Below are 22228 nucleotides of genomic sequence, written 5' to 3' on the forward strand. Positions count from 1 at the left end.
CTTGATGCCCTCCTCCTCGACCTGGCGCAGCCGCTCGGAGCCGTAGAGCCCGGCCTCGATCCGCTTGGCGAGGTCGACCTCCTCCTCGGCGTTGAGCAGCGCCACCTTGCCGATCTGCTTGAGGTAGATCCGGACTGTGTCCGCGGAGTTGGTGAGCTCGGCGTCCTTGCGGGTTTGGCGGAGGGCCTGGAACTCCTCCTCCTCAGCCTCCCACCGCAAGTCCGCTGCTTCCTGTGCACGTTGGCCCTGGTCGGGCGTCTCCACGATGGCCCGGAGGCGGTCGGCGAGCGGCTCGCCGAGCTTCTGGACGGTTGTAGTCACGTCGACGACGGCCACAGGGGAGGTAGCCGTGACGACGGATTCGTCATCGTCGCCACGGGACTTCGGCGGGTGGACGACTGTCGATGCCACGCCTGTGACTGGCGGCAGTAGGGCGGCAACGTCCCGGCCAAGTGCGTTCGCCGGCTCTCCTGAAGGGCTGGTCGCCCCGTCTGCGCTGCGGACCGAGGGGATCTCCGTGGTTGTGCAACGCGGAGGGAGCGGCACCTGCGTGGGGCTGTCCCATCCCGTGACATGCGCTTTGGTGCTTGAGGGCGTGATCGTGCTGGGGTCCAAGCGGGAGGGTGGGGTCGACGTCAAGATCAGCCGCTTGTCGAAAGCCTGGATCAGCGTGCGGACGGCAGGGTCCGCGTTGTACTTGTCCCAATCGTCGGTGATCACAAGGTCGCCTACCCGAAGCTCTAGGGTGGCAGAGAGCAGGGCGGGCGAGATCGCCACCAGAACGTGGCAGTCGTCGAGCTCATCCGTGTGCCCGGCACCAAGCTGGCCGACGTCGATCTCTGGTAGTAGCTCGAACACGCGGGCCAGCCACCTAGCCTGTGCGCCAGCGGACGGGGTTATTACGACAACCTGGTTGCCTTCATAAACGGCCTGTTGAGCGGCCGCGATCCCTATGAGGACTCGGTCCGCGGACTCAGCCGCGTGGACCATTCCGTGCTGACCATCTGCCCTCCACTGCCTCAAGGCGGACTCTCGGAGCGCCCCCAGGATCGGCTTACCGTCGGGAAGATCGTCCGTTGGCTCGGTTGCGCGACTTGCTGTGACTTCTACCTCGCGCTCCTCATCCGAGGCGGCTCTGCCGAGATATTCGATTGCAGGCGGATCATCCGCCGTCGACGGTTGGCGATCGTGCGGAGTCGGCGTGGGCGCTTCCTCGAAGTTCTCCGCGCTCTGTGTGTGTGCGTCGGCGTTAGGCCTGTCGGATCGGCCGTCGGAGCGCTGTTGGTTCGGGCGGCGCCAGCCGTTCTTGTCAATTGCCTGTCGGAGGCGGCGCAGACGGCCCACGGCGTTCTCACCCGTGACCATCGCCCCCTTCGTCGCCCAAGCCGGTGCTTTCGAGAAGAACCTAACCACCGGAACAGCGACGGATCGCTAGCCGGACAAATGACCGTATCCATCGGTGTGTCGAGTCATCCGGTCGTGTGAAGCAGCCGGCCCCGCAGCTGACAAGACCCACGTTCTGCCCCAGCTGTCAGGGTCCGAGCCCAGCAACGCCTTCCCAGGCCCTCGATGCCGCTGGGCGTGAACCCTAAACTCCGCACCGACGCGCGCGGGGCGGCTCTCCGCCGTGTTGCCACGAGCCCGGCGAGGAACCGTTGACACCGCGTCGTCGCCGGGATCAGTGATGGGCGGTTGGGACAGCTGAGACGGATGCGGAGAAGCTCGCCGGAAGCTTCGATTCGTCGGCGCGTTGTGGCAGCGTCACTCTCGGCAGCTCTATCGCCTGACGCCGACTCGAGTAGGAAGTGCGGAGGAGATCCCCGTGACCGTTGCCGGCATCGCCATGGAGACTAGACGGGTTTCACCTTTCAAGCAGTTCCCCTCAGTCTTGATGCAGCCACTGTCCGGTTCGGGCAAGGCGGCCAAAGCTCGGGCACTCGCGGTGCGGAGCGCCAGCGAGGCAGTCCTGGACGCACTTCCGCTTGCTGGCGCGCTGGTGTGACGGCTCGGCTCTTTCCGGACGATCCGCTGTTCGGATCCGCTGCCGAGGCACTCTTCGTCGAGAAGGTGCGCGAGCAGCTGCCCGACGACGCCGTCGTCTTCTGCAACCTTCGCTTCAGCGACGGTCGGGAGGACCGAGAGGCGGACGTGATCGTCGCGTGGCCCGGCGTGGGCATCGCGGTCGTCGAGGTCAAGGGCGGCAGCGTCTCGCTGGACCGCGGGGAGTGGCGGCAGCGCCAGGACGGTGTCGACCGGGTCATCCACCCCGTCGACCAGGCGGTCGCCTGCAAGTACTTGCTCTGCGACTACCTGGCCGACCACCCCCGCTGGTCCGCCGGGCGCCCGCGCAGCGCGCACCTCGTCGCGGTGCCGGCGACGACGCTGCCCGCTGACTTTGTGGCGCCCGGGTTGGCTCGCTGGATGGCGCTCGACGTCACGGACGTGCCCCACGCCGCGGCGCGCATCCGGGCGGCGCTGGAGAAGGTCCGCGACGAGCCGGACCCGTCCACCGCTGAGGACGTCGAGGAGATGGTTGACTGCCTCGCGGGGACGGCGATCCCTCAGCAGCACCTCCTGGCCGAGCTCGCCGAGCGGGAAGCCGCCTGCGATCTGCTGACCCGGGACCAGGCCAAGGTGCTGGATCTGCTCAGCGAGTACTCCCGGGTGGAGATCCGCGGTGGGGCCGGGTCGGGCAAGACCTGGCTGGCGGTGGAGAAGGCCCGTCGGCTCGCGGCGGAGGGGCAGCGAGTCGCGCTCATGTGCTATTCGCGCGGCCTTGCCGAGTTCCTCAAGCGTCGCGTCGAGAAGCTGCCCAAGCGGCAGCGGCCCTCCTACGTCGGCACCTTTCACTATCTCGGCATCGACTGGGGAGTGCCGGCCGGCTCGGACGACGACAGCCGCTACTGGGAAGAGTTCCTCCCGGCCGAGATGGTGAAGCTGGCCGGCGCTCTGCCCGAGGGGCAGCGGTTCGACGCCATCGTCATCGACGAGGGGCAGGACTTCGCCCAGAGCTGGTGGGACGCCGTCGTAGCGGCTCTACGCGATCCCGAGCGCGGGTGCATCTACGTCTTCTCGGATGAGGGGCAGCGCATCTTCGCGCGCCAGGGGCGCCCGACCGTCGACCTCATGCCAATCCCGCTCAACGAGAACCTGCGCAACACCAAGCAGATCGCAGGGACCTTCTCCAGCCTAGCCCCTGAGCAGATGCGGATCCGCGGCTCCTCGGGCGTACCGGTGCGGTTCGTCCAGTGCTCGCCCGACGAGGCGGTTGAGGCTGCCGACGACGTCGCCGACGCCCTGCTTGAGGAAGGGTGGCCGCCGGAGGCCGTGGCGCTGCTGACAACGCACCGTCGGCACCCCGTACAGGTGGAGCGGCAGGCCGAGGGGCAGGACGCCTACTGGGCGACCTACTGGCAGAACGACGACCTCTTTTACGGGCACGTGCTCGGGTTCAAAGGGCTCGAGCGACCCGCTGTCGTTCTGGCGGTCAACGGCTTTCGTAACGAAGCCCGTGCGCGGGAAATGTTGTACGTCGGGCTATCGCGAGCCCGCGACCTGCTGGTCGTCTGCGGTGACCTCGAGCTGATCCGCCGTGTCGGTGGCCGGGCGGTCGCCCTCAGGCTGACGGCCGGCTCATCGGCCGGCGTGCCATGACCACCCCTGCTGCACGCGGAGTCAGGGAGGAGTCATCTCGTGACTGCTCCCGGCGTCTCGTTCGTTGCGTCCCACGATCGCATCACTCGGCGGGGGCGTAGCGGGGACGCGGAGAGTGCTGAGGCACCGGGGACGGAGGGGGTTACGACGCGCCCCTCGTCGTCGAGGATGTCACCCCGCACGTTTAGCTTCGTCTCGAAGTTTTCGGTGCCGCCGCCAGAGCCGGTGCCGACTTTGGGAGGAAGAGAACGTGACTGCTGAGAGCAACGCGCCCGTGTCGGTTTGGACCCTCGCCACCGAGGATGTGACCCTGCCGGACCTGCTGGGCGACGAGGGCATGTCACCTGCGCGCCTCGCGGAGCTCAGGACGGTCCTGGCGACGCTCGCGGACTCGCCGATCGCGACGCTCGAAGCGCACCCGCTCTCTTCCAAGCGCGAACGGGACGGCGGCATCGCCCTCCGTGCAGCCAGCCCTCTCGCCCAGCAGTTGACGCAGCCCGTCACGCAGACGGCGAAGTCCGCGCCAAGCACGACCGCTGCCGCCTCCGGCGAGATGCTCTACAAGATGGTCGTTCCAGCGAAGGTTGCCGCAGAGTTCGGCAAGGGGCTCGTGAAGCCTATGGCTGCCAAGGGAGTTGCCGGAGGCATCCATGGCGGTCTGCGGAACGCCACCGGGATCGTCGGGCAGGCGACCTTCGTCCCCGCCACGAGCACGGCGGCAGCGGGGGCGGCGGGAGGCTCGGCTGCCACCGCTGGTGCGGTGGCAGCGGGCGCCGGAGCGTTCACGGTGGCCGCGCCGCTCGTGCTCATGGCCGTCGCCGTCGGTGTCAGCGCCCATGCCGAACAGCAGCGCCAGGCAGCGATCGAGCGCATCACCGACCTGCTGGAGCAACTGCACGAGGACAAGCTGGAGGACGAGCGCAGCGAACTGGCCGGGTGTCGCGACGCCATCGACAAGGCGACCTCGATTCTCCTTGACCAGGGCCGCATCGGCGCCTCCCTGGGCCTCGACTCCGCTGTGCACGAGATCGGCACCGCGATCGAGCGGACGCGCAGCCGGCTCACCAAGTGGAAGGCGGCCCTCGACGCCTTGCCAGAGGGCGCGGTCGAGATTGGAGCGCTCACCAAGGCGTTTCCCGGCATCGACGAGGAAGGAGGCGCCTTCCGTGCGCACCTGGAGATTGCGCGACTGGCGATTGCACTCAAGCGCCGGGTCCTGGTTCTCCAGGCCGTCGAGCACGCCCAGCTGGAGGGCGCCAGCCACCCGTTCAGGGCCTTCCTTCGCACCCTGCAGGACGACGAACGCCGCGTCGACGAGCTGGAGTCCGGCATTACGTCCGTCCTTCTCCGCCTGTCATCGCTGGAACTGAAGCTTTCCAGCGGCATCCGTAGCTTGGTGTGGACGCAAGGAGACGTCGACGACTTGCTCCGGGTCGCCTACCGCTTGCGCGCCCTGGGTGACGGTGTCGACCATGAAGTCCGGCAGTCCGACGTGGCCATCGAGATCGAACGGAACAGGGACGGGTCGCTGGTCGTCTACCCGGCTGCCGCTGCGTGATCGTGGGGCCTGTGCCGTCAGCCCGATGACTGGCCCAACCGCTGCAGAGCGGCGGTGAAGCTGGCGTTCCACAGGCCGAGGTTCGGCCAGCGTTCGGCGACGTGGGCCGTCGCCTCCTCGGCCGTCATGCCTTCGGTGCGCATCAGCCAGGCCCGCAGCAGCAGGCCGGTCCGGGAGGCACCGCCGTGGCAGTGCACCAGCAGGCGGCGCCCCTCGGCTCGCAGCGCCTCCATGTCGTCCAGGACGTCGGCAAGCACGACGTCCAGGTCGCTGTTGTGCTCGTTGTCGGCGATGTAGGCCATCCGCTGCAGCTCGTGCTCGAACGGCTCGCCCAGCCGGCACAGCGAGATGACGGCGAAGTCCTTCTCGCTGTATCGCGCGCCGTCCAGGTTGGCCGCCCAGATACCCGGCAGGACCTCCGCCGGCCCGATCCGCGGGATCACGCCCGGGTCGTAGCTCTGCTGCACCCCGCTGTCCAGCGCCGCCGCGAGCTGCTGCAGGTCCGCCAGCCGCCACACCTTGTCGCCGTGCCCCGGCACCCGGCCGTGCACCACCGACGCCCACCGGCTCGGGATCCCGCCCATCCCGAACACCGCGCCGGCCAGCCCGCCGGCGACGCACGCCACCGTGTCGGTGTCGCCGCCCAGGTCGATCACCAGCCGCAGCACCTCGGCGATGTCCCGCCCGTTGCGCAGCGCCCACACCGCCGAGCCGAGCGTCGGCCACGCCGCGCCGTTCGACTCCGTCGCCTGCTCAGGCGTCCAGTCCTCAGCCAGCACCGTCGCCCACCGTTGGCGGTGCTCCTCGGCCACCAACGACAGCGCCGACGGGATCGCCGCCAGCGGGTCGCCGCCGTCCAGCGCCACCCGCAGCAGCTCGTGGAAAATTGCGCAGCCCTCGCCGGCCGACGGGTCGCCATGCGTCAGCGCCGAGATCCGCCGCGCCGCGTCCGTCGTCGCCTCGGTGCCGAAGCGCGAGAACCAGATCGCGGCCGGCGTCGTCCGCATCAGCGAGCCGTTGCCCGCCGCGTGCCCCGACGCGGCGAAGTGCTCGGCCGCAGCAGACGACCACGACAGCCCCGAGCACAGGACCGCCCGCGTCTGGTTGCCGATGTCCGGCGGCCCGGCCGCCGCCCACGCCGAGAACCGGTCGAACACGTCCGCGAGGTCCAGCCCGCCTTGATCGACCAGCGACGACGCCACCAGCAGCGCCATCTGGGTGTCGTCGGTGAACTCGCCCGGCTCCCAGTTCAGCGAGCCACCGCCGCACATCTCGGTCTTCGACCCGCGCGCGGGCGCCGGGAAGCGCGCGGAGAACGCCCCCGGCGGACCGAACTCGAACGGCGCGCCGAGCGCGTCGCCGACGGCGGAACCCACGAGCGCCCCGGCGACGCGGTGACTGCGGTGCATGGACGGCACGAGCACTCCTCGAGAGCGGGGGGACCGCCCCAGCATCTCCCGGGCACGAACCGGCCGGCGGCCTGACCCCACCGGCCGCGGCCAGCGGTGACGGCGGTCACAGCGATGTCAGAGGTGCGTGCGAGCATCGCCCGGTGGTCGACTCTCCCCGCCTGCTGATCGCCAACCGCGGCGAGATCGCCGTCCGCATCGCCCGGGCCGCAGCTGCCGAGGGGATGACTAGCGTCGCCGTCACCGCGGCCGACGAGCCCGACGCCGCCCACCTCGCCGCCGCCGACGAGACGTACGTCCTCCCCGGCTCCGGCCCGGCCGCCTACCTCGACGTCGGACAGATCGTCCGGGCCGCCATGGAGACCGGGTGCGAGCTCATCCATCCCGGCTACGGCTTCCTGTCCGAGGAGAGCAGCCTTCCGCGCGCGTGCGAGGACGTAGGGATCCAGTACGACGTCCTCGTCGCTCCCGTCGGCCCCCACGCCGGCACGCTCGCCGTCCTCGGTGACAAGGAGTTCGCCCGCCGGGCCGCCGAGGCGGTCGGCGTCCCGGTCCTGCGCGCGGCCACGGATGATCCCGACGAGGTGCGGACGCTCCTCGACGCTACCGGCGCGGTTCTGCTCAAGGCCCGCTACGGCGGGGGAGGGCGGGCCACCCGCGTCCTCCGCGGTGGTGACGACGTGGACGCCGCCGTCGCGCAGGTCGCGGAGGAGGCGCGGGTCGCGTTCGGGAAACGGGAGGTCCTCGCCGAGGAGTACCTCGAGCGGGCACGTCACATCGAGGTGCAGGTGCTCGGTGACGCCAGGCAGAAAGCCGTCGTCCTCGGCGACCGCGACTGCTCGCTGCAACGCTCCCGGCAGAAGATCGTCGAGATCGCCCCCGCGTGGGACCTGCCCGACGACGTCCGAACGCAGCTGCACCAGGGAGCCCGCGCCCTCGCGGAGCGGGTTGAACTCCGCGGGCTGGCGACCGTGGAGTTCCTCGTCTCCGCCGACGACCCCGAGCAGTTCGTCTTCCTCGAGTGCAACCCGCGCCTGCAGGTCGAGCACACCGTCACCGAGGAGACGACCGGCCTCGACCTCGTCCGGCTGCAGCTGCGCGTCGCCACCGGCGCGACGCTGGCCGACCTGGGCCTCGCCGACGGGGTCCCACGGCTACGAGGCTGGGCGGTCCAGGCCCGCGTCAACGCCGAGACCGTCACCGCCGACGGCACCCTGCTGCCATCCGCCGGCACCATCACGGCGCTCACCCTCCCCGGCGGCCCGGGCGTCCGGGTCGACACCGCGGCCCGGCCCGGCGCCGAGCAGAGCGCCCGCTACGACTCCCTGCTGGCCAAGGTGGTCGTCCACGAGCGGCAGGGCGACCTCCGCGACGCGCTGCGCCACCTCGACCGCGCACTCGCCGAGGTCGACGTCCGCGGCGTCGCCACCAACACCGGCTTCCTCCGCGCCGTCCTCGCCGACCCCGACGTCCTCGCCGGCCGGGCCACCACCACGCTCCTCGACGACTCCGTCGCGGACCTCGTCGCCGCCGCCGAGCAGTACGCCGGGCCGGACACCCAGCCGCGCGCCGAGCAGGAACAGCACCGGGAACAGGTCCAGCTCGACGCCGGCGAGGACGCCCTCCGCGCACCGGTCCCCGGCACCGTCGTCGCCGTCGAGGCAACGGAAGGCGCGACGGTCGAGCCCGGGGGAGTCGTCCTCGTCCTGGAAGCCATGAAGATGGAGCACGTCGTTGCGCTTCCCGCCGGCGGCACCGTCCGGCGCATCACCGTCCGCGTCGGCGACACGGTGCGGCAGGGCGACGTCCTCGCCACCGTCGAGCACTCCGACGGCGACGCCGCCGACGCGGCCGACCAGATCGACTTCGACGCCGACCGCGCCGACCTCGCCGAGGTCCGGCGCCGCCACGAGATCGGCCTCGACGAGCACCGCACCGAGGCGGTGGCCAAGCGGCACGCCCAGGGCCGGCGCACCGCCCGGGAGAACCTCGACGACCTCGTCGACGAGGGCAGCTTCCTCGAGTACGGGCCGCTCGTCTTCGCCGCCCAGGAGCGCCGCCGCAGCCGCGAGGAGCTGCAGGAGCGCACCCCGGCCGACGGCGTCGTCGGCGGGCTGGCCGACATCAACGGCGACCTGGTCGGCCCTGACCGCAGCGCGGCCGTCGTCGTCTCCTACGACTACACCGTGCTCGCCGGCACCCAGGGCATGCGCGGGCACCTCAAGAAGGACCGGCTGTTCGAGCTCGCGGAGAAGCGGCGGCTGCCGGTCGTCCTCTTCGCCGAGGGCGGTGGCGGCCGGCCCGGCGACGTCGACCACCCGGTCGTCTCCGCGCTCGACACCGCCGCCTTCACCCTCTTCGGCCGGCTCTCCGGCCTCGTCGCGACCGTCGGCATCGGCAGCGGCCGCTGCTTCGCCGGCAACGCCGCACTGCTCGGCACCTGCGACGTCGTCATCGCCACCGAGGACGCGAACATCGGCATGGGCGGCCCGGCGATGATCGAGGGCGGCGGCCTCGGCGTCGTCTCGCCCGAGGAGATCGGCCCGATCGACGTCCAGCACGCCAACGGCGTCGTCGACATCCGGGTCGCCGACGACGCGGCCGCCGTCGCCGCGGCCCGCAAGTACCTCTCCTACTTCCAGGGACCCGTCGCCGACTGGACGGCACCCGACCAGCGCGCGCTGCGCCACCTGGTCCCGGAGAACCGCAAGCGGGTCTACGACATGCGCGCCGTGCTGCACGCCCTCGCCGACGAGGAGAGCGTGCTCGAACTCCGCGACGGCTGGGGCGCCGGGATGATCACCGCCCTGGCCCGGGTCGAGGGCGCGCCCATCGGAGTGATCGCCAACGTGCCGACGCACCTCGGCGGCGCCATCGACGCCGACGCCGCGGACAAGGCGGCCCGCTTCCTGCAGCTGTGCGACGCCCACGGGCTGCCGGTCGTCTCCCTCTGCGACACCCCCGGCTTCATGGTCGGCGTCGAGTCGGAGAAGACGGCTACCGTCCGCCACTTCTCCCGGCTGTTCGTCATCGGCGCCAACCTGTCGGTGCCGATCGGGACGGTGGTCGTCCGCAAGGCGTACGGCCTCGGCGCGCAGGCCATGGCGGGCGGCAGCACCAAGGTGCCGCGGTTCACCGTCGGCTGGCCGTCGAGCGAGTTCGGCCCGATGGGCTTGGAGGGTTCGGTGCGCCTCGGGATGCGGCGCGAGCTGGAGGCCATCGAGGACGACGCCGCGCGGCATGCCGCCTACGAGGCCGCCGTCGCCGCCGCCTACGAGCGCGGCACGGGCCTCAACGTGGCCGCGCACTGGGGGATCGACGACGTGATCGACCCCGCCGACACCCGCCGCTGGATCACCACGCTGACCCGCGAGGCGGCGGCGACCCCGCGGCCGCCGGGACGGGTCCGGCCGAACGTGGACACCTGGTAGGGGCGAGGCCCCTACCGGATCCGAGGGTCTAGGCGCGGCGGGGTGCCGGTTCCTACGATCTGCGGGCACGGGGTCCTGCGTCCGACGTCCCGGAGCTGCCATGACCGCGCCCCTGATCGTCGCCGTCGACGACGATCCGGCCCTGCTCGCCGCCGTCGACCGCGAGCTGCGCACCCGGTACACACCCGACTACCGGGTCCGCACCCTCGGCTCGACCGCCGAGGCGACGCGCACCCTCGAGGAGCTGGCCCGCACCGGTGAGGAGGTCGCGCTGGTGCTCGCGGCCGAGCAGCTCGACGGCGCCCCCGGGGCCGACTTCCTCGGCGAGGTGGCCCGCTGGTTCCCGCAGGCCCAGCGCGCCCTGCTCATCGCCTGGGCCGGTGTCGGCGTGCCCGAGGTCGGCGACGCCCTCTTCGAGGCCATCGCACGGGGCCGCATCGACCACTACGTGATCCGGCCGGCACCCCCGCCGGACGAGCAGTTCCACCAGGCCCTGTCGTCGTTCCTGCTCGCCTGGGCCGAGACCCGCCGCCGCGCTCCGCACACGATCGAGGTCGTCGGCGAGACCTGGTCGGGCCGGGCGTACCGGCTGCGCGAGGTGCTCGGCCGCTGCGCGATGCCGCACCGCTTCTGCCTCGCGGACTCCGACGAGGGGCGCGCCATCCTCGCTGGCACCGGGCCGCGCCGGTTCCCGCTGCTCGTCATGCCCAACGGCGCCGTCATGGAGGACCCCACCGACACCGACATCGCCCGCTCCGCCGGCAGGGAGCTCGACCCGTCGGGGGAGCGCTTCGACCTGGTGATCGTCGGCTGCGGCCCGGCCGGGCTCTCCGCCGGTGTGTACGGCGCGTCCGAGGGGTTGCGCACCGTCGTGATCGACTCCGGCAGCATCGGCGGGCAGGCGACGAGCAGCTCCTCCATCCGCAACTACCTCGGCTTCCCGCGCGGCGTCACCGGCGCCGAGCTCGCCCGCCGCGCCCACCAGCAGGCCTGGGTGTTCGGTGCCCGCTTCGCCTTCATGCAGCAGGTCACCCACCTCGCGCGGGAGGACGGCGAGATCGTCGTCGACCTGCACACCGGCGGCGTCGTCCGCGCCCGCGCCGTCGTCCTGGCGACCGGCGCGAGCTACCGGCGGCTCGGCATCGAACCTCTCGAGGCACTCAACGGAGCCGGCGTCTTCTACGGCGCCGCCAGCTCGGAGGCACCGCTGGTGGCGGGGGAGGAGGTGTTCGTCGTCGGCGGCGCCAACTCCGCGGGGCAGGCGGCGATCCACCTGGCCGGCCACGCGAAGCGGGTCACGCTCGTGGTCCGCGCCGCGACCCTCGAGGCCGGCATGTCGCACTACCTCGTCCACCAGATCGAGGCGACGCCGAACATCGAGGTGCGGACGAGCACCGAGGTCGTCGACGGCGGGGGCGACGGCTGGCTCGACCACCTCGTGCTGCGCCACCGGGAGGACGGCGCGCTGGAGACTGTCGGCGCCTACGCGCTGTTCCTCATGATCGGCGCCCAGCCGCACACCGCCTGGCTGCCGCCGACGTTCCAGCGGGACGCCTCCGGCTTCGTCCTCACGGGAGCGGAGCTGGACGCCGCCGCCATCGCGTCCCTCGGCCGGGCTCCGCTGCCGCTGGAGACCAGCGTGCCGGGCGTGCTCGCGGCCGGGGACGTCCGGAGCGGGTCGGTGAAGCGGGTGGCCTCGGCCGTCGGTGAGGGATCGGTGGCCATCCAGTTCGTCCACCGCCTGTTCGCCGACGAGCGCAGGGGCCTCCGGCCCACCGGCCTGCCGAGCCCCCGAGCGGGCGTGCCCTGAACCCCGCGGGCTTCAACGGACGTCGCTTGTGGCCTGGCTGCCGCGTGGTGGGGCCGCCCGTCGGCTCACTCCGTCGGCCAGTTCCGCCGGGCCAGCACGGGGACGGCGGTACGTCCGTTGCCGACGTGCATGCTGCAGTCCACGCCGGCGCCATCGCGCAGCACCGCCTCGACGGCCGAGCACCACGCGTGGTCGTCGGGGGAGAGGCCGGCCGGGCCGTGGCGTTCCAGGAGCACGGCCAGGTGCAGCTCACCCGGGTCGACCCCTCCGGCATCGGCGACAGTGGCGTGCACGGTTGCGAGATTGCCGAGGGATGCGCGGTCGGGCTCGAGAGGCACGTCCTCCACCGGGATGAGCAGCGGCACCATGGTGCCGTCGGGGCGGAGCCAGGTCAGGAACAGCGTCCGGCGGGCGGGCGGGCCATCGAGGTGCAGGAGGGCGCGCCAGCGCTCGGTGAGCTCCTCGTCGCGGGTGACGGGAACGGTGGGGTGCGGTCGGGTCGACATGGATTGGACTCTGGCGCAGAACCCAGGTCCCGTGCCGGGGTTGTCCACAGGCACCGATCGCTCATGCGACGTCGTCGTGCCAGGCGCGGACAGCGGCGAGGTAGCGAGGAGCGTGACGGTCGACGGCGGCCAGTGCGTCGTCGGTGAGCCCGGGTCGCAGCCCGCGTTCCGCATGGCCGTACCGGATGATGTCGCGCAGCAGCTCCGGGACGCGCTCGGTGTCGAGATCCTCGTGGTCGAGCCAGATGCTCTCGGGGTGCAGCAGCCGCCGGACGTTGTGCGGCGCCCACAGCAGCGGGTCACCGAGGCCGTTGCCCAGCCCGTCGCCCAGCACCGCCTCGACCAGTTCGGGCAGATCGCTCCGCACCCACGGGCGGCCCCACGGACTGGCGAGGAAGGCGGCGGTGACGTCGTCGAGGTCGACATCGTCCCCAGCGGCTGCGACGACCGCGTCGCCTCCGTCGGGCAGCACGGTGACGAGCCAGCGGACCAACGGCCGCAGCTGCCGCCAGGGCGTGGATCTGCCGGACAGCGCATCGAGGTCCGGGTCGCGCAGCGCATCGGTGAGGCGGGCACGGGCGTCGGCCGGGGTGATGTCCCGGACGCGCACGTCCGGATCCTCTCCACCTTCGATCGCCGCCACGACGACATCGACGTGGCGCGCGTAGAGGCGACCGTCGACCACGCGGAACCCCAGTTCGTTGTCGACGTGGACCACGGCGGTGAGGCAGTGCCCGCCGGACACGGTCACCCCCACGACCAGTTCGTCCACGTCGCGGAAGACCGTGCTGAGCTCGACAGCCCGGTCGACGGCCTCCGAGCGGTTGAGCTCGACCAGCCAGCGGGGGAGCAGGTGCCCCCGGTCGGCGGCGTCCCGGCGCACCTCCCGCCGCAGAGCGTCGTCCCTGGACAGCGTGGCCATCGCCAGTGCGCCGGCCGAGCACTCGGGTCGGTTCCAGGACAGGAGTCCTCGGACGAGTGTGGCGGTCGCGGTCGACGGGTCCGGGTCGCCTGCGGCGATGTCCAGCAGCATCGACGCGGTGACGAGCAGCGGGCCGGGTGTCGGTGAATCCGTGCCGGCGCGCAGCGCGCTGGCCAGGCTCTCCATGAGGTCGGGCTCGGTGACGTGCGGGGAAGGGAGGTGCTCTTCAGGGGTCATGGCGGCGGACGCTAGGAGCGACCGCCGACGCGATCGATCCGCTGTTCACAACCGGATCCGCTGTCCACAACCGCGGTGCGCGACGGCGAACGGCCGTTCCTGCGTGGCGTTCAGTCCCAGGGGTTGGTGAGCAGTGGCCGAGCTTGCAGCACGTCGAAGGTGACCGGCGGACCGTCAGTGGTCGTGGTGCCGGGGACGTCGGCGTCCGCGCCGCCGTCGACGCTGAAGGTCGCGCCCCAGGTGACCGTCAGGTGGGCGGTGTAGGTGCCGGACCGGTACAAGTGCTCGATGGTTTGTTCGGGATAGGGCGCGCCGGGGTCGGTGCTGACGAGCTGACCGGTGGCGTCGCCGGTGTGCCAGGTGAACTGCTCCGCGACCGCCTCGATGACGACCTCGAAGCCGCGGATGTCGACGGTGAAGGTCTGCGTCGTGGGGGAGTCGGTGTAGAAGATCACCTGCAAGCCAGCGAGCCCGTCGCCCGGCGGCTGGTGCTCCGTCGTGAGCTGGGGGAGTGGCAGGCGCTGGAAGTAGCTGAACACCTCGGCGCCCGACGGCGGCGGGTTCAGTGGCGTGATGTCGAAGCAGCCCTCCCTCTGCGGGTTCCAGACGTCGTATGGGTCTCCAGGTGCGTACTCGTCACTCACCCCTACGACGGTCGGACCGTCCGGGCCGTCCACGAGCGCCGTGTTGTCAGCTCGCACCACCGGCCGTCGCTCGACGACGAAGTAGCGCACGACCCGACCGGGCTCGGCTGGTGGGCACGACCTGGCGACACTCGGCGAGCAGTAGCCGATTCGCTCTGCCTCGGAGACGCAGCGATCGATGAGGCGCCACTCGTAGTCGACCGCTTCCGTGCCCTGGACGCTGACCACGGCAGGCACGCCTCCACCCTCATACGCGACGGTGACGGCGCTCTCGTCCAACTCGACAGGGCAGCGGACCTGGATGCACGCTCCAGCTTGGCTCACTGGAACGAGCACGCCGAGACCGATGATCGCTGCCACCAGGGCCGTCCGAATGATCAAACGGCTCATCCGATGGTCATTCTGGTGATAATCCAGGATCGAGATTCCTCGGACCATGCAAGCCTCATGCCCGACCCAGCGTTCGACACCAGTTCCCCGACACCCCCGGGAACCGGCGAGCCGGTGGGGGCTCGAACCGTCAATGGTTGGACGCGCACTCCGAAGGCGATGGCTGCTTCTCCATCCCCCATCAAGGGCTCCGCTACATCGTTCAATGACAGCTCTCCACCCTCATAGCGGTGGCCGGCAGCGGCAGCGTCGTCGAACGCTCCCGCGATGCGAGAGCACTCGTCACATTCAGGCGATGAGAGGTCCCGCAGCGGCTGTCCTGATGGGATGGCTTGCTGGCGGTTGAGCAGCTCGATCCAGTACCGCACGAAGGCCTCGGCGCCGGCGGCGTCCTGGGTCCGGGCTTCGTCGGGGACGGGGAAGTCCGCGGGACCGAGCGGTGGCAACGCCTCGACCGTCGGCGCAGACGTCGTCGACGGCAGCGTGGTGTTGGCCTCCTGCTTCTCTGAGCAGCCGCTCAGCAGCGTCGCGCTGATGACCAGGCTGATGGCCCCGAGTCGCATTCGGGCGGCTCCGCGGAGATCACGCACGTCGGGAGACTACGCAGCAGCCGGTGTCCGGAACCGCACAGCTGTGGACAGCGCGGCTACCGGCGCTGGATCGGGTGAACGGCTCCCAGGAGAGGCAGGCAGGCGCCGCGGACGCGCACTCCTGCACCCCAGCGGCAGGCGGAAGGCGCATCGGCGTCGGACTCACCGCGGTCGATCGCCTGCACCTCAACCCATCCCGGTCCGACGCCGAACCGGATGACGTCGTCGAGGTCGCCGGTGAGTTCGACCTCGCGTGCGGCGGTCAGCTCGTCGAGAACGGGGATGCACCCATCCGCCGCGCACGAGCAGGGCGCCTCGCCGCCGAAGTGGGCGCTGACTTCGACGACGATGCGGTCCCCAGACGCGGTGCCGTGCAGTCGGTGCTCCTTGCCCAGCTTGCCGGCGTGCGACTCATCGATATGGGCGCCGTCGGACGCGGTGACGCTCACCCGGCACACGACACCCTCGGTGACGCCCATGCCTCGCCCGGGTCCGTGCAGCACCCGCAGCGTGCCGCCGACCCCGCTCTCAGCGAAGCGCGCGTCGTCGGCGGCGGTGTAGTCGTACGGGTAGGTGCCGGGTGCACGTCGCCGTCCCACCGCCGCAGTGTGCCGCAGGAACTGGCAGGCTCCCAGGGCATGCGGCCCGAGGTAGACGACCTCTTGGACGTCCTCCGCAGCTCTCGCGATGCCGAGCTGCGCCGCGTCGTCGTCGAGGCAGACCTTGACGGGGAACCACCGGCGCCCGAGCCGGCTGTCGTCGAGCCGTACCGATGGTTCGTGGCCAGGGTCGGGAACGGCGTGAAGCTGACCCCGGCCGGCTACCTGCCGCCCGCGCTGGTCGGCGAGACGATGCGGACGCTGGGTTGGGACGCCGACTGGATCGGCGCCGGCAATAGAGAGGACGTGACCCGTCCGGTTGCCGAGCTGCGCGACACCGCTCGTCGGCTGGGCCTGGTAAGGGTGCACCGATCGGTCCTCACACCAACCCGGGACGGCCGCCGTCTCGCTGCCGATCCGGTCGGCTTGTGGTGGCACGTCGCCGCCCGGCTACCTCTGGCCCGGCGGCAGGGCGAGCAGGTCGCCGGCCTGCTGTGGCTGCTCGCGGTGGCCGCCGGCCGGCCGCGCCCGGAGAGGACGGTCGCCCGCGGGCTGGCGTTCATGGGGTGGGTCGACGCTCGGACCGGCCGGGAGCTCGACGAGCGCGAGGCCTTCGGGCTCGTCCGCGACACCACCTGGACGGTGTTCGACCGGCTCGGTCTGCTCGGCAGCTGGCGGAACCGGGCTGAGGCGCCGACCCCGTCCGCCGTCGCGCTCGCGCGCGCCGCGCTGGCGCACGAGGAGCCGCTCGCGCCGACCCGCCCGGTGTCGGCGATCGAGCTCACCGTCACCCTCCGGGACGTCGACCCGCCGGTGTGGCGTCGCCTCGCCGTCTCCGCTGAGTCCTCGCTGCAGGAACTCGACGTCCTCCTGCGGGCCGGCATGGGTTGGCGCGGCGGGCACCTGTCGATGGTCGAGCTCGAGGGCCGGTCGTACGGGGACGTCGAGGACATGGACGAGCTGGGCGATCCCCGGCTCGTCCGGCTCGACTCGCTGCCCGATGGAACGGTGTTCCGCTGGGACTACGACTTCGGCGACGGCTGGGAGCACGACGTCCGGATCGGGCGACGCCAGATCGCTGCCGTGCCGACCTGCCTGGACGGCGCGGGTGCCTGCCCACCCGAGGACTGCGGTGGTCCCGGTGGTTACGAGCGGCTGCAGGAAGTACTGGCCGACCCCCGGCATCACGAGCACGCCGACGCCCGCGCCTGGCTGGGACGTCCGCTGGACCCCGAACGGTTCGATCCCACCGAGGTGACCCGTCGGCTACGCGCCCGCCGCCGCTGACGGAACGTCAACATGGGAGGCGTTGCGCACCAGGTCGGGAGACCCCGCCGGCGGTCTGACCCGGCTGCGCGGTGCCGTGGCCGTCGTCGGGCGGTCATTCCGAGGAACGGTGACCAGGGCTTACCTCACGGGACGACGACGGCGCGACCGCGGATGGCGCCCTCGTGCAGCCGGCGGTAGGCCTCCGGCGCCTCGTCGAGCGTGAACCGCTCCGTCTCCACGTGGATCGCGCCGGCTCGCGCCAGGTCGAGCACCTCGATCAGCTCCGCCCGCGTGCCCCAGTACGGCGCCCGCACCGACGCACCCATCGGCGTCGAGAAGAAGCCGGTCGCCAGCGTCCCGCCGCCGATGCCCACGATCTCGATCCGACCGCCGGCCGCCACCGCCTGCCGCGCGATCTCCAGCGTCGGGGGAGCGCCCACGAAGTCGAACACCACCTGCGCGCCCACCCCGCCGGTCAGGTCCCGGATCGCGGCGACGGCCGACTCGTCCGAGTGCAGCGCCCGGTGCGCTCCGACCTCGCGGGCCAGCTTCTGCTTCTCCTCGTCCACGTCCAGTGCGATCACGGTCGCCCCGGTGATCGCCCGCAGGATCTGGATGCCGACGTGCCCGAGCCCGCCCACGCCGATCACCACCGCCGTCGACCCGGCCGGCAGCGCGTCCAGCGACGAGACGATCGAGTGGTACGGCGTCAGCCCGGCATCGGTCAGCGACACCGCGGCCACCGGGTCCAGGTCGCCCAGCGGCACCAGGTGCCGGACGTCGTCGACGATCAGGTACTCGGCCAGCGCACCCGGCGCACCCAGCCCCGGCGGCTGGATGCCTAGGGACGACGCGTGCGGGCAGTAGTTCTCCGCACCTCGCGCACACGCGTGGCACACCCCGCAGCCCCATGCGCCGTACACCGCCACCGCATCGCCGACCGACACCCCGGCGGCACCGGGTCCGAGCGCGTCGACCACGCCCACGCCCTCGTGCCCCAGCGTCAGCGGCAGCTCGTAGACGCCCTCCGGCAGGCTCATGACGAACTCGTCGGAGTGGCACAGCCCCGCGGCGGTCACCCTGAGCCGCACCTGCCCCGGGCCCGGCTCCGGGGTGGGGATCTCCACCACCTCGGGAGGGCTGCCGACGGTCCGGTACTGCACAGCGCGCATGACAGATCCCTTCGAGGACGACGTCGCCTCGACCCTAGGGCCCGCGCCACGGCGCCGGGCGGTAGTTGCGGGCGGCCGGATCCTGTCGGTGCCCTATGTCATCGTCCGGGACCTCGCCGTCGCAGGGCGGCCGGACCTGGGAGTGGCATGGGCGAATCGGTCGGTGTGCAGGCGGGGCGCGTGTGTCCCGGCTGTGGAGAGCAGAACTCGATCCCGCTGGTGTTCGGGATGCCAGGGTTCGACGACTTCCGTCGGGCCGAAGCGGGCGTCGTCGCGCTCGGCGGCTGCCTGACGCCGGACGACGAGAGGGCGTTCGTCTGCCGCACCTGTGAGCTGGCGTGGGGCAGCGAGTCCGACCCGACCGCCGACGAGGCGGAGTTGAGCGGCCTCCTGGGCGTGACCCACCGCGATGTCATCCGCGCCCTGGGTGCCGGCTGGCGGCGCGAGGCCAGCGCCGGCGGGCAGGAGGGCGTGGCGTGGTTCGTCAGCGGTGAGCCGGCACAGGTCGCGGTCGGCGTGCAGAGCTCGCGGTTCGTCCTGGACCGCCCGCTCACCTCGTGGGACGACGTCCGTCCGGGCCCGCTCATGGCCGACGGACCCCGGTTCACCAGAGAGGACCTGCTGGACGACCCGCAGGGGGTGGCCTGGGTCGCGGAGGACATCGCATCCCGACGCCGTCGCTCGTTCCGCTGGTGCCGCACCTGCCGCCGGTCGACGCCGCCCGAATCGTTCGTGGGGTCCCAGAGTGCGTGCGAGCGCTGCGTCCGCCTCGGCGACCCCGACGGATGACGGGTCTCGTCGAACGAGTCGGCGACGCCCCGGCTTCTCCGCCGCCTCTCGCATGGGCTGCGGTTCGCCCCGCCCCCCGATCGCCCGGCGGGGGCCCGGCCGGCCGGCTGGCCCGTCCGAGACTGCGGCTAGGGTCCGAGCCGCCGTCCCTCACCTCCCTGCTCAGGAGACCTCGTGCCCCGGCCCGATCCCACCCGCCCGCAGCCGCTCCCACGGCCGGCCCGTCTCGCCGCCGCCGCCCTGAGCCGCCGGTGGAAGCTGCCCGCCCCGCTCAGCCCGGTCCAGGTGCTGCGCGGCGAGGACATCCCCATGCGCGACGGCACGACGCTCCGCGCCGACGTCTACCTCCCGACGTCGACGGGCCCGCACCCGACGGTCCTGCTCCGGTCGCCCTACGGCCGCGGCCCCGGCTTCGCCGTCACCATGGCCGTCCCGTACGCAGCCCGCGGCTACGCCGTCGTGCTGCAGAGCGTGCGCGGCACCTTCGGCTCCGGCGGCGACTTCGCCCCGGTCATCAACGAGGAGCACGACGGGCAGGACACCGTCGTCTGGCTGCGCGACCAGCCCTGGTTCGACGGCCGGCTGGCCACGCTCGGCCCCAGCTACCTCGGCTACACCCAGTGGGCGCTGGCGCTCGACCCGCCGCCCGAGCTCAAGGCGATGGTGCTGCACATCGGCCCGCACGACCTCGCCCAGGCCGGGATGATCGACGGCGCCTTCCAGCTCACCAACCTGGCCATCTGGACCGACCTCGTCGCCCACCAGGAGCAGGTCAGCTGGCTGCGCGGCCTCGTCCGGCTGGCGACGGCGGAGCGACGGCTCGACCCCTTCCTCGGCCAGCTGCCGCTGCAGGGCCTGGCCGAGCGGTTCGGTGGGTCGCCGGCGCCGTGGTTCGACGAGTGGCTGGCCCACCCCGACCTCACCGACCCGTACTGGGACCGCTACCGCGCCACCCCCGCCGTCCACTCGAGCACCGTGCCCACGATGCTCATCGGCGGCTGGCAGGACTGGTTCGTCGAGCAGACGCTCTACCAGTACTCCGCCCTGCGCGAGCGCGACGTCGACGTCGCCCTGACCCTCGGCCCGTGGGCGCACCTCGGCATCGACCCCGCGGTGACGACGCCGGAGAGCCTGGCGTGGCTCGCCACCCACCTGCCCGTCGACGGCGTCCCGCCCGCATCGCCGCGGCCGGAGCGGGTGCGGGTGCACGTCACCGGCGCCCGCACCTGGCGCAGCCTGCCCGACTGGCCGCCCGCCACCACCGACCGCACCTTGTACCTGGCACCTGAGGGCCGGCTGGCCGACGACGTCCCGGCGCAGGCGGCGGAGACCACCTTCACGTACGACCCGATGGATCCCACCCCGTCGGTCGGCGGCCGGATCCTGGCCAACAGCGCGGGGCAGCGGGACAACCGCGCGCTGGAGGCACGCGACGACGTCGTCACCTTCACCACCGCGCCGCTGCGCACGCCGGTCGAGGTGCAGGGCGGGGTGCGCGTCCAGCTGCAGGTCGAGTCGGACAACCCCTACGCCGACCTCTTCGTCCGCCTCTGCGACGTCGAGCCCAGCGGGAGATCGCTCAACATCACCGACCGGCTGGTCCGGCTCGACCCCGCGCCGGGGGAGGAGCCGCACACCGGGCAGCGCATGGTCGAGCTCGCCCTCGTCGACACCGCGCACCGCTTCCGCGCCGGGCACCGCATCCGGCTGCAGGTCTCCGGCGGCGCGCACCCGCGCTACGCCCGCAACCTCGGCACCGGCGAGCCGGTCGGCGAGGCCACCCGGGGCGTCCCGACCACCCACCGCATCTGCGCCGGCGGCGCGTCGCCGTCGTCGATCAACCTCCCGACCGCCTGACGGCAGAAGGCTCCCCCTGACCCCACCCGTCCCGCCCGTCCCACCTGGCCGCGACGCCTCACCGAGGTCCCACGACGGCCCGGAAGCGCTTCGTACCGTGGACGCGTGGCCAAGCACTTCGTCGATGAGACCGCAGAGTTCACGTTGCCCTCCCTGGGCAAGCACGCCGGCCCGGACACCGGTGAACTCGACCTGACCCAGCGCTTCGACCCGGGATTCGCCTCCCGCCGTCCCGCCGTGCCCGCCCCCTCCCGCCGGGACGACGACGCCCGCTGACCCCAGGGGCCTCGCCCCTCCGGCGAGCCCGCAAGAGCGCGTCACCCCCGAGGGGTACATGTGACGCCATGACCCACTCAAGAACGGCGTCCGATCAGCCGACCTCGTACAGGTGAGCCGATCCGCAGCACCCGAGGTGGCGACGACGCGCATCATGGCGCGCACCCTGGCCACCTTCTACGCGTTCGGTGGCTCGGCCGGCCTGCTCATGACCCTCGACGCCGAGCCGGGCGTCCGCCGGTCGATCCTCGCGGTGCTGTCGTGCGTCGCCCTGGTGGGCTCGGTCGTCGTCGGCCGCTGGGGGCCGTCGTGGCCGCGGGCGTTCTTCCACGGCGCGGTCGGCGCGGCGACAACCCTCATCGTCACCGCCGTCGCGGTCGCGCCCGACCCCGTGACCAGCGTGGCCGCTGCCGTGCTCATCACCTTCGTGGTGGTCGACGCGCACTTCTTCTTCCTCAGCCGCCAGGCGCTCGCCCACCTCGTGGCCGCCGTCGTCGGCATCACCGCGGCGCTGGTCACCGGCGACGTCGGCATCGGCACCGCGCTGGGTCTGGACCTGATCCTGGTCAGCATCGGCGCGGTCATCCGCACGCTGGTCGCCCTCGCCTCCGACGCCAGCCGCGACCCGCTCACCGGGCTGAGCAACCGGCGCGGCTTCGACCAGGCGCTCGACGAGCTGATGTCCGAGGCCTCCCGCACCGGCGAGGCGCTGTCCGCGGTGCTCATCGACGTCGACCACTTCAAGGCGGTCAACGACACCTACGGCCACGAGGCCGGCGACAAGGTGCTGTGCCGGGTGGCCGGCGTCTGGCAGACCGAGCTGCCCGACCGTGCGCTGCTGGCCCGGCACGGCGGCGACGAGTTCTCCCTGCTCCTGCCCGGCATGGCCGGCGCCGAGGCGCTCGCCGTGGTCCGGCGGGTGTGCGGCGTCGACCCGACCGTCTCGCTGTCGTGCGGCGTGGCGCAGTACCGGGCCGGCGACAGCGCCTCCCAGCTCATGCGCAGCGCCGACCGCGCGCTCTACGAGGCCAAGGTGGCCGGCCGCGGCCGGGCGGAGCTGGTCAGCTCCGCTGCCCCGGCCGGCTACGACGCCCGGGTGCACCGCCGCCCCTGAC

General features: G+C 72.2%; 18 protein-coding genes. 10 read left to right on the plus strand and 8 right to left on the minus strand.

All coding sequences use genetic code 11. From position 1 onward, the window contains the following. Nucleotides 1–1413 (minus strand): sigma-70 factor domain-containing protein (locus DQ239_RS21370; protein WP_348519337.1); only part of this gene is annotated, 1413 nt, incomplete at its 3' end. 409 nt (nt 1414–1822) lie between these two features. On the opposite strand from DQ239_RS21370, the gene DQ239_RS20165 reads away from it, so the two are divergent. From DQ239_RS20165 to DQ239_RS17350, 3 genes are all read left to right on the plus strand, one after another. Continuing rightward, nucleotides 1823–2002 (plus strand): hypothetical protein, encoded by a 180-nt coding sequence (locus tag DQ239_RS20165; RefSeq protein ID WP_147252154.1) that lies wholly within the window; start codon nt 1823–1825, stop codon nt 2000–2002. After that, complete coding sequence (locus DQ239_RS17345; protein WP_113835674.1) at nt 1999–3654, plus strand: NERD domain-containing protein; 1656 nt, start codon at nt 1999–2001, stop codon at nt 3652–3654. Before DQ239_RS20165 ends, DQ239_RS17345 begins: the two co-directional genes overlap by 4 nt. A gap of 250 nt (nt 3655–3904) precedes the next feature. Next, nucleotides 3905–5212, plus strand: coding sequence for a hypothetical protein (locus tag DQ239_RS17350; protein ID WP_113835675.1), 1308 nt, complete (start codon nt 3905–3907; stop codon nt 5210–5212). 17 nt (nt 5213–5229) lie between these two features. Here DQ239_RS17350 and DQ239_RS17355 read toward each other — a convergent pair whose 3' ends face one another. Continuing rightward, entirely contained in the window at nt 5230–6621 is a 1392-nt protein-coding gene (locus tag DQ239_RS17355; RefSeq protein WP_113835767.1) for an ADP-ribosylglycohydrolase family protein, read from the minus strand. A gap of 143 nt (nt 6622–6764) precedes the next feature. On the opposite strand from DQ239_RS17355, the gene DQ239_RS17360 reads away from it, so the two are divergent. Together DQ239_RS17360 and DQ239_RS17365 are read left to right on the plus strand one after the other, a co-directional pair. Continuing rightward, the gene (locus DQ239_RS17360; RefSeq protein ID WP_113835676.1) at nt 6765–10052 is read left to right on the plus strand and encodes a carboxyl transferase domain-containing protein; all 3288 of its coding nucleotides are present in this window, start codon (nt 6765–6767) and stop codon (nt 10050–10052) included. Nucleotides 10053–10152: 100 nt separating this feature from the next. After that, complete coding sequence (locus DQ239_RS17365) at nt 10153–11862, plus strand: FAD-dependent oxidoreductase (RefSeq protein WP_113835677.1); 1710 nt, start codon at nt 10153–10155, stop codon at nt 11860–11862. A gap of 65 nt (nt 11863–11927) precedes the next feature. On the opposite strand, the gene DQ239_RS17370 is transcribed toward DQ239_RS17365, so the two are convergent. The 5 genes from DQ239_RS17370 to DQ239_RS20470 all read right to left on the minus strand — a co-directional run bounded on the left by DQ239_RS17370 (nt 11928) and on the right by DQ239_RS20470 (nt 16119). Beyond that, nucleotides 11928–12368: a hypothetical protein gene (locus DQ239_RS17370; RefSeq protein WP_113835678.1), complete on the minus strand. Its 441-nt coding sequence runs from the start codon at nt 12366–12368 to the stop codon at nt 11928–11930. 61 nt (nt 12369–12429) lie between these two features. After that, nucleotides 12430–13527: a hypothetical protein gene (locus DQ239_RS17375; protein ID WP_147252155.1), complete on the minus strand. Its 1098-nt coding sequence runs from the start codon at nt 13525–13527 to the stop codon at nt 12430–12432. A 110-nt stretch (nt 13528–13637) separates the two neighbouring features. Continuing rightward, nucleotides 13638–14561: a hypothetical protein gene (locus DQ239_RS17380; protein ID WP_113835680.1), complete on the minus strand. Its 924-nt coding sequence runs from the start codon at nt 14559–14561 to the stop codon at nt 13638–13640. After that, nucleotides 14558–15151 carry a DUF6318 family protein gene (locus DQ239_RS17385; RefSeq protein ID WP_147252156.1) on the minus strand — a complete coding sequence of 198 codons (594 nt, stop codon included), beginning with the start codon at nt 15149–15151 and terminating at the stop codon, nt 14558–14560. Before DQ239_RS17385 ends, DQ239_RS17380 begins: the two co-directional genes overlap by 4 nt. A 56-nt stretch (nt 15152–15207) precedes the next feature. After that, the gene (locus DQ239_RS20470) at nt 15208–16119 is read right to left on the minus strand and encodes a hypothetical protein (RefSeq protein WP_158544882.1); all 912 of its coding nucleotides are present in this window, start codon (nt 16117–16119) and stop codon (nt 15208–15210) included. A gap of 57 nt (nt 16120–16176) precedes the next feature. On the opposite strand from DQ239_RS20470, the gene DQ239_RS20475 reads away from it, so the two are divergent. Beyond that, nucleotides 16177–17037, plus strand: a complete 861-nt coding sequence (locus DQ239_RS20475) for a plasmid pRiA4b ORF-3 family protein (protein ID WP_158544884.1) — start codon at nt 16177–16179, stop codon at nt 17035–17037. 125 nt (nt 17038–17162) lie between these two features. Here DQ239_RS20475 and DQ239_RS17400 read toward each other — a convergent pair whose 3' ends face one another. After that, complete coding sequence (locus tag DQ239_RS17400) at nt 17163–18191, minus strand: NAD(P)-dependent alcohol dehydrogenase (RefSeq protein WP_113835684.1); 1029 nt, start codon at nt 18189–18191, stop codon at nt 17163–17165. Nucleotides 18192–18419: 228 nt separating this feature from the next. On the opposite strand from DQ239_RS17400, the gene DQ239_RS17405 reads away from it, so the two are divergent. From DQ239_RS17405 to DQ239_RS17415, 4 genes are all read left to right on the plus strand, one after another. After that, on the plus strand, nt 18420–18980 hold the full coding sequence (locus DQ239_RS17405) for a hypothetical protein (RefSeq protein ID WP_233489444.1): 561 nt from the start codon (nt 18420–18422) through the stop codon (nt 18978–18980). Between the two features lie 174 nt (nt 18981–19154). Next, nucleotides 19155–20837 (plus strand): CocE/NonD family hydrolase, encoded by a 1683-nt coding sequence (locus tag DQ239_RS17410; protein WP_113835686.1) that lies wholly within the window; start codon nt 19155–19157, stop codon nt 20835–20837. A 105-nt stretch (nt 20838–20942) separates the two neighbouring features. Beyond that, the gene (locus tag DQ239_RS20480) at nt 20943–21113 is read left to right on the plus strand and encodes a hypothetical protein (RefSeq protein WP_158544886.1); all 171 of its coding nucleotides are present in this window, start codon (nt 20943–20945) and stop codon (nt 21111–21113) included. Nucleotides 21114–21249: 136 nt separating this feature from the next. Further along, nucleotides 21250–22227, plus strand: coding sequence for a GGDEF domain-containing protein (locus DQ239_RS17415; protein ID WP_113835687.1), 978 nt, complete (start codon nt 21250–21252; stop codon nt 22225–22227). Nucleotide 22228: the final 1 nt, after the last annotated feature.

The sequence above is a fragment of the Blastococcus sp. TF02-09 genome (assembly GCF_003319105.1).
In the GTDB taxonomy this organism is placed as follows: Bacteria; Actinomycetota; Actinomycetes; order Mycobacteriales; family Geodermatophilaceae; genus Blastococcus.

Bases quoted from the DNA above. Each gene is read 5' to 3' on its own strand.
- DQ239_RS17355 (WP_113835767.1), bottom strand. From the start codon at position 6,621: ATGCACCGCAGTCACCGCGTCGCCGGGGCGCTCGTGGGTTCCGCCGTC.
- DQ239_RS17365 (WP_113835677.1), top strand. From the start codon at position 10,153: ATGACCGCGCCCCTGATCGTCGCCGTCGACGACGATCCGGCCCTGCTC.
- DQ239_RS17370 (WP_113835678.1), bottom strand. From the start codon at position 12,368: ATGTCGACCCGACCGCACCCCACCGTTCCCGTCACCCGCGACGAGGAG.
- DQ239_RS17375 (WP_147252155.1), bottom strand. From the start codon at position 13,527: ATGACCCCTGAAGAGCACCTCCCTTCCCCGCACGTCACCGAGCCCGAC.
- DQ239_RS17380 (WP_113835680.1), bottom strand. From the start codon at position 14,561: ATGAGCCGTTTGATCATTCGGACGGCCCTGGTGGCAGCGATCATCGGT.
- DQ239_RS17400 (WP_113835684.1), bottom strand. From the start codon at position 18,191: ATGCGCGCTGTGCAGTACCGGACCGTCGGCAGCCCTCCCGAGGTGGTG.
- DQ239_RS17405 (WP_233489444.1), top strand. From the start codon at position 18,420: ATGCCAGGGTTCGACGACTTCCGTCGGGCCGAAGCGGGCGTCGTCGCG.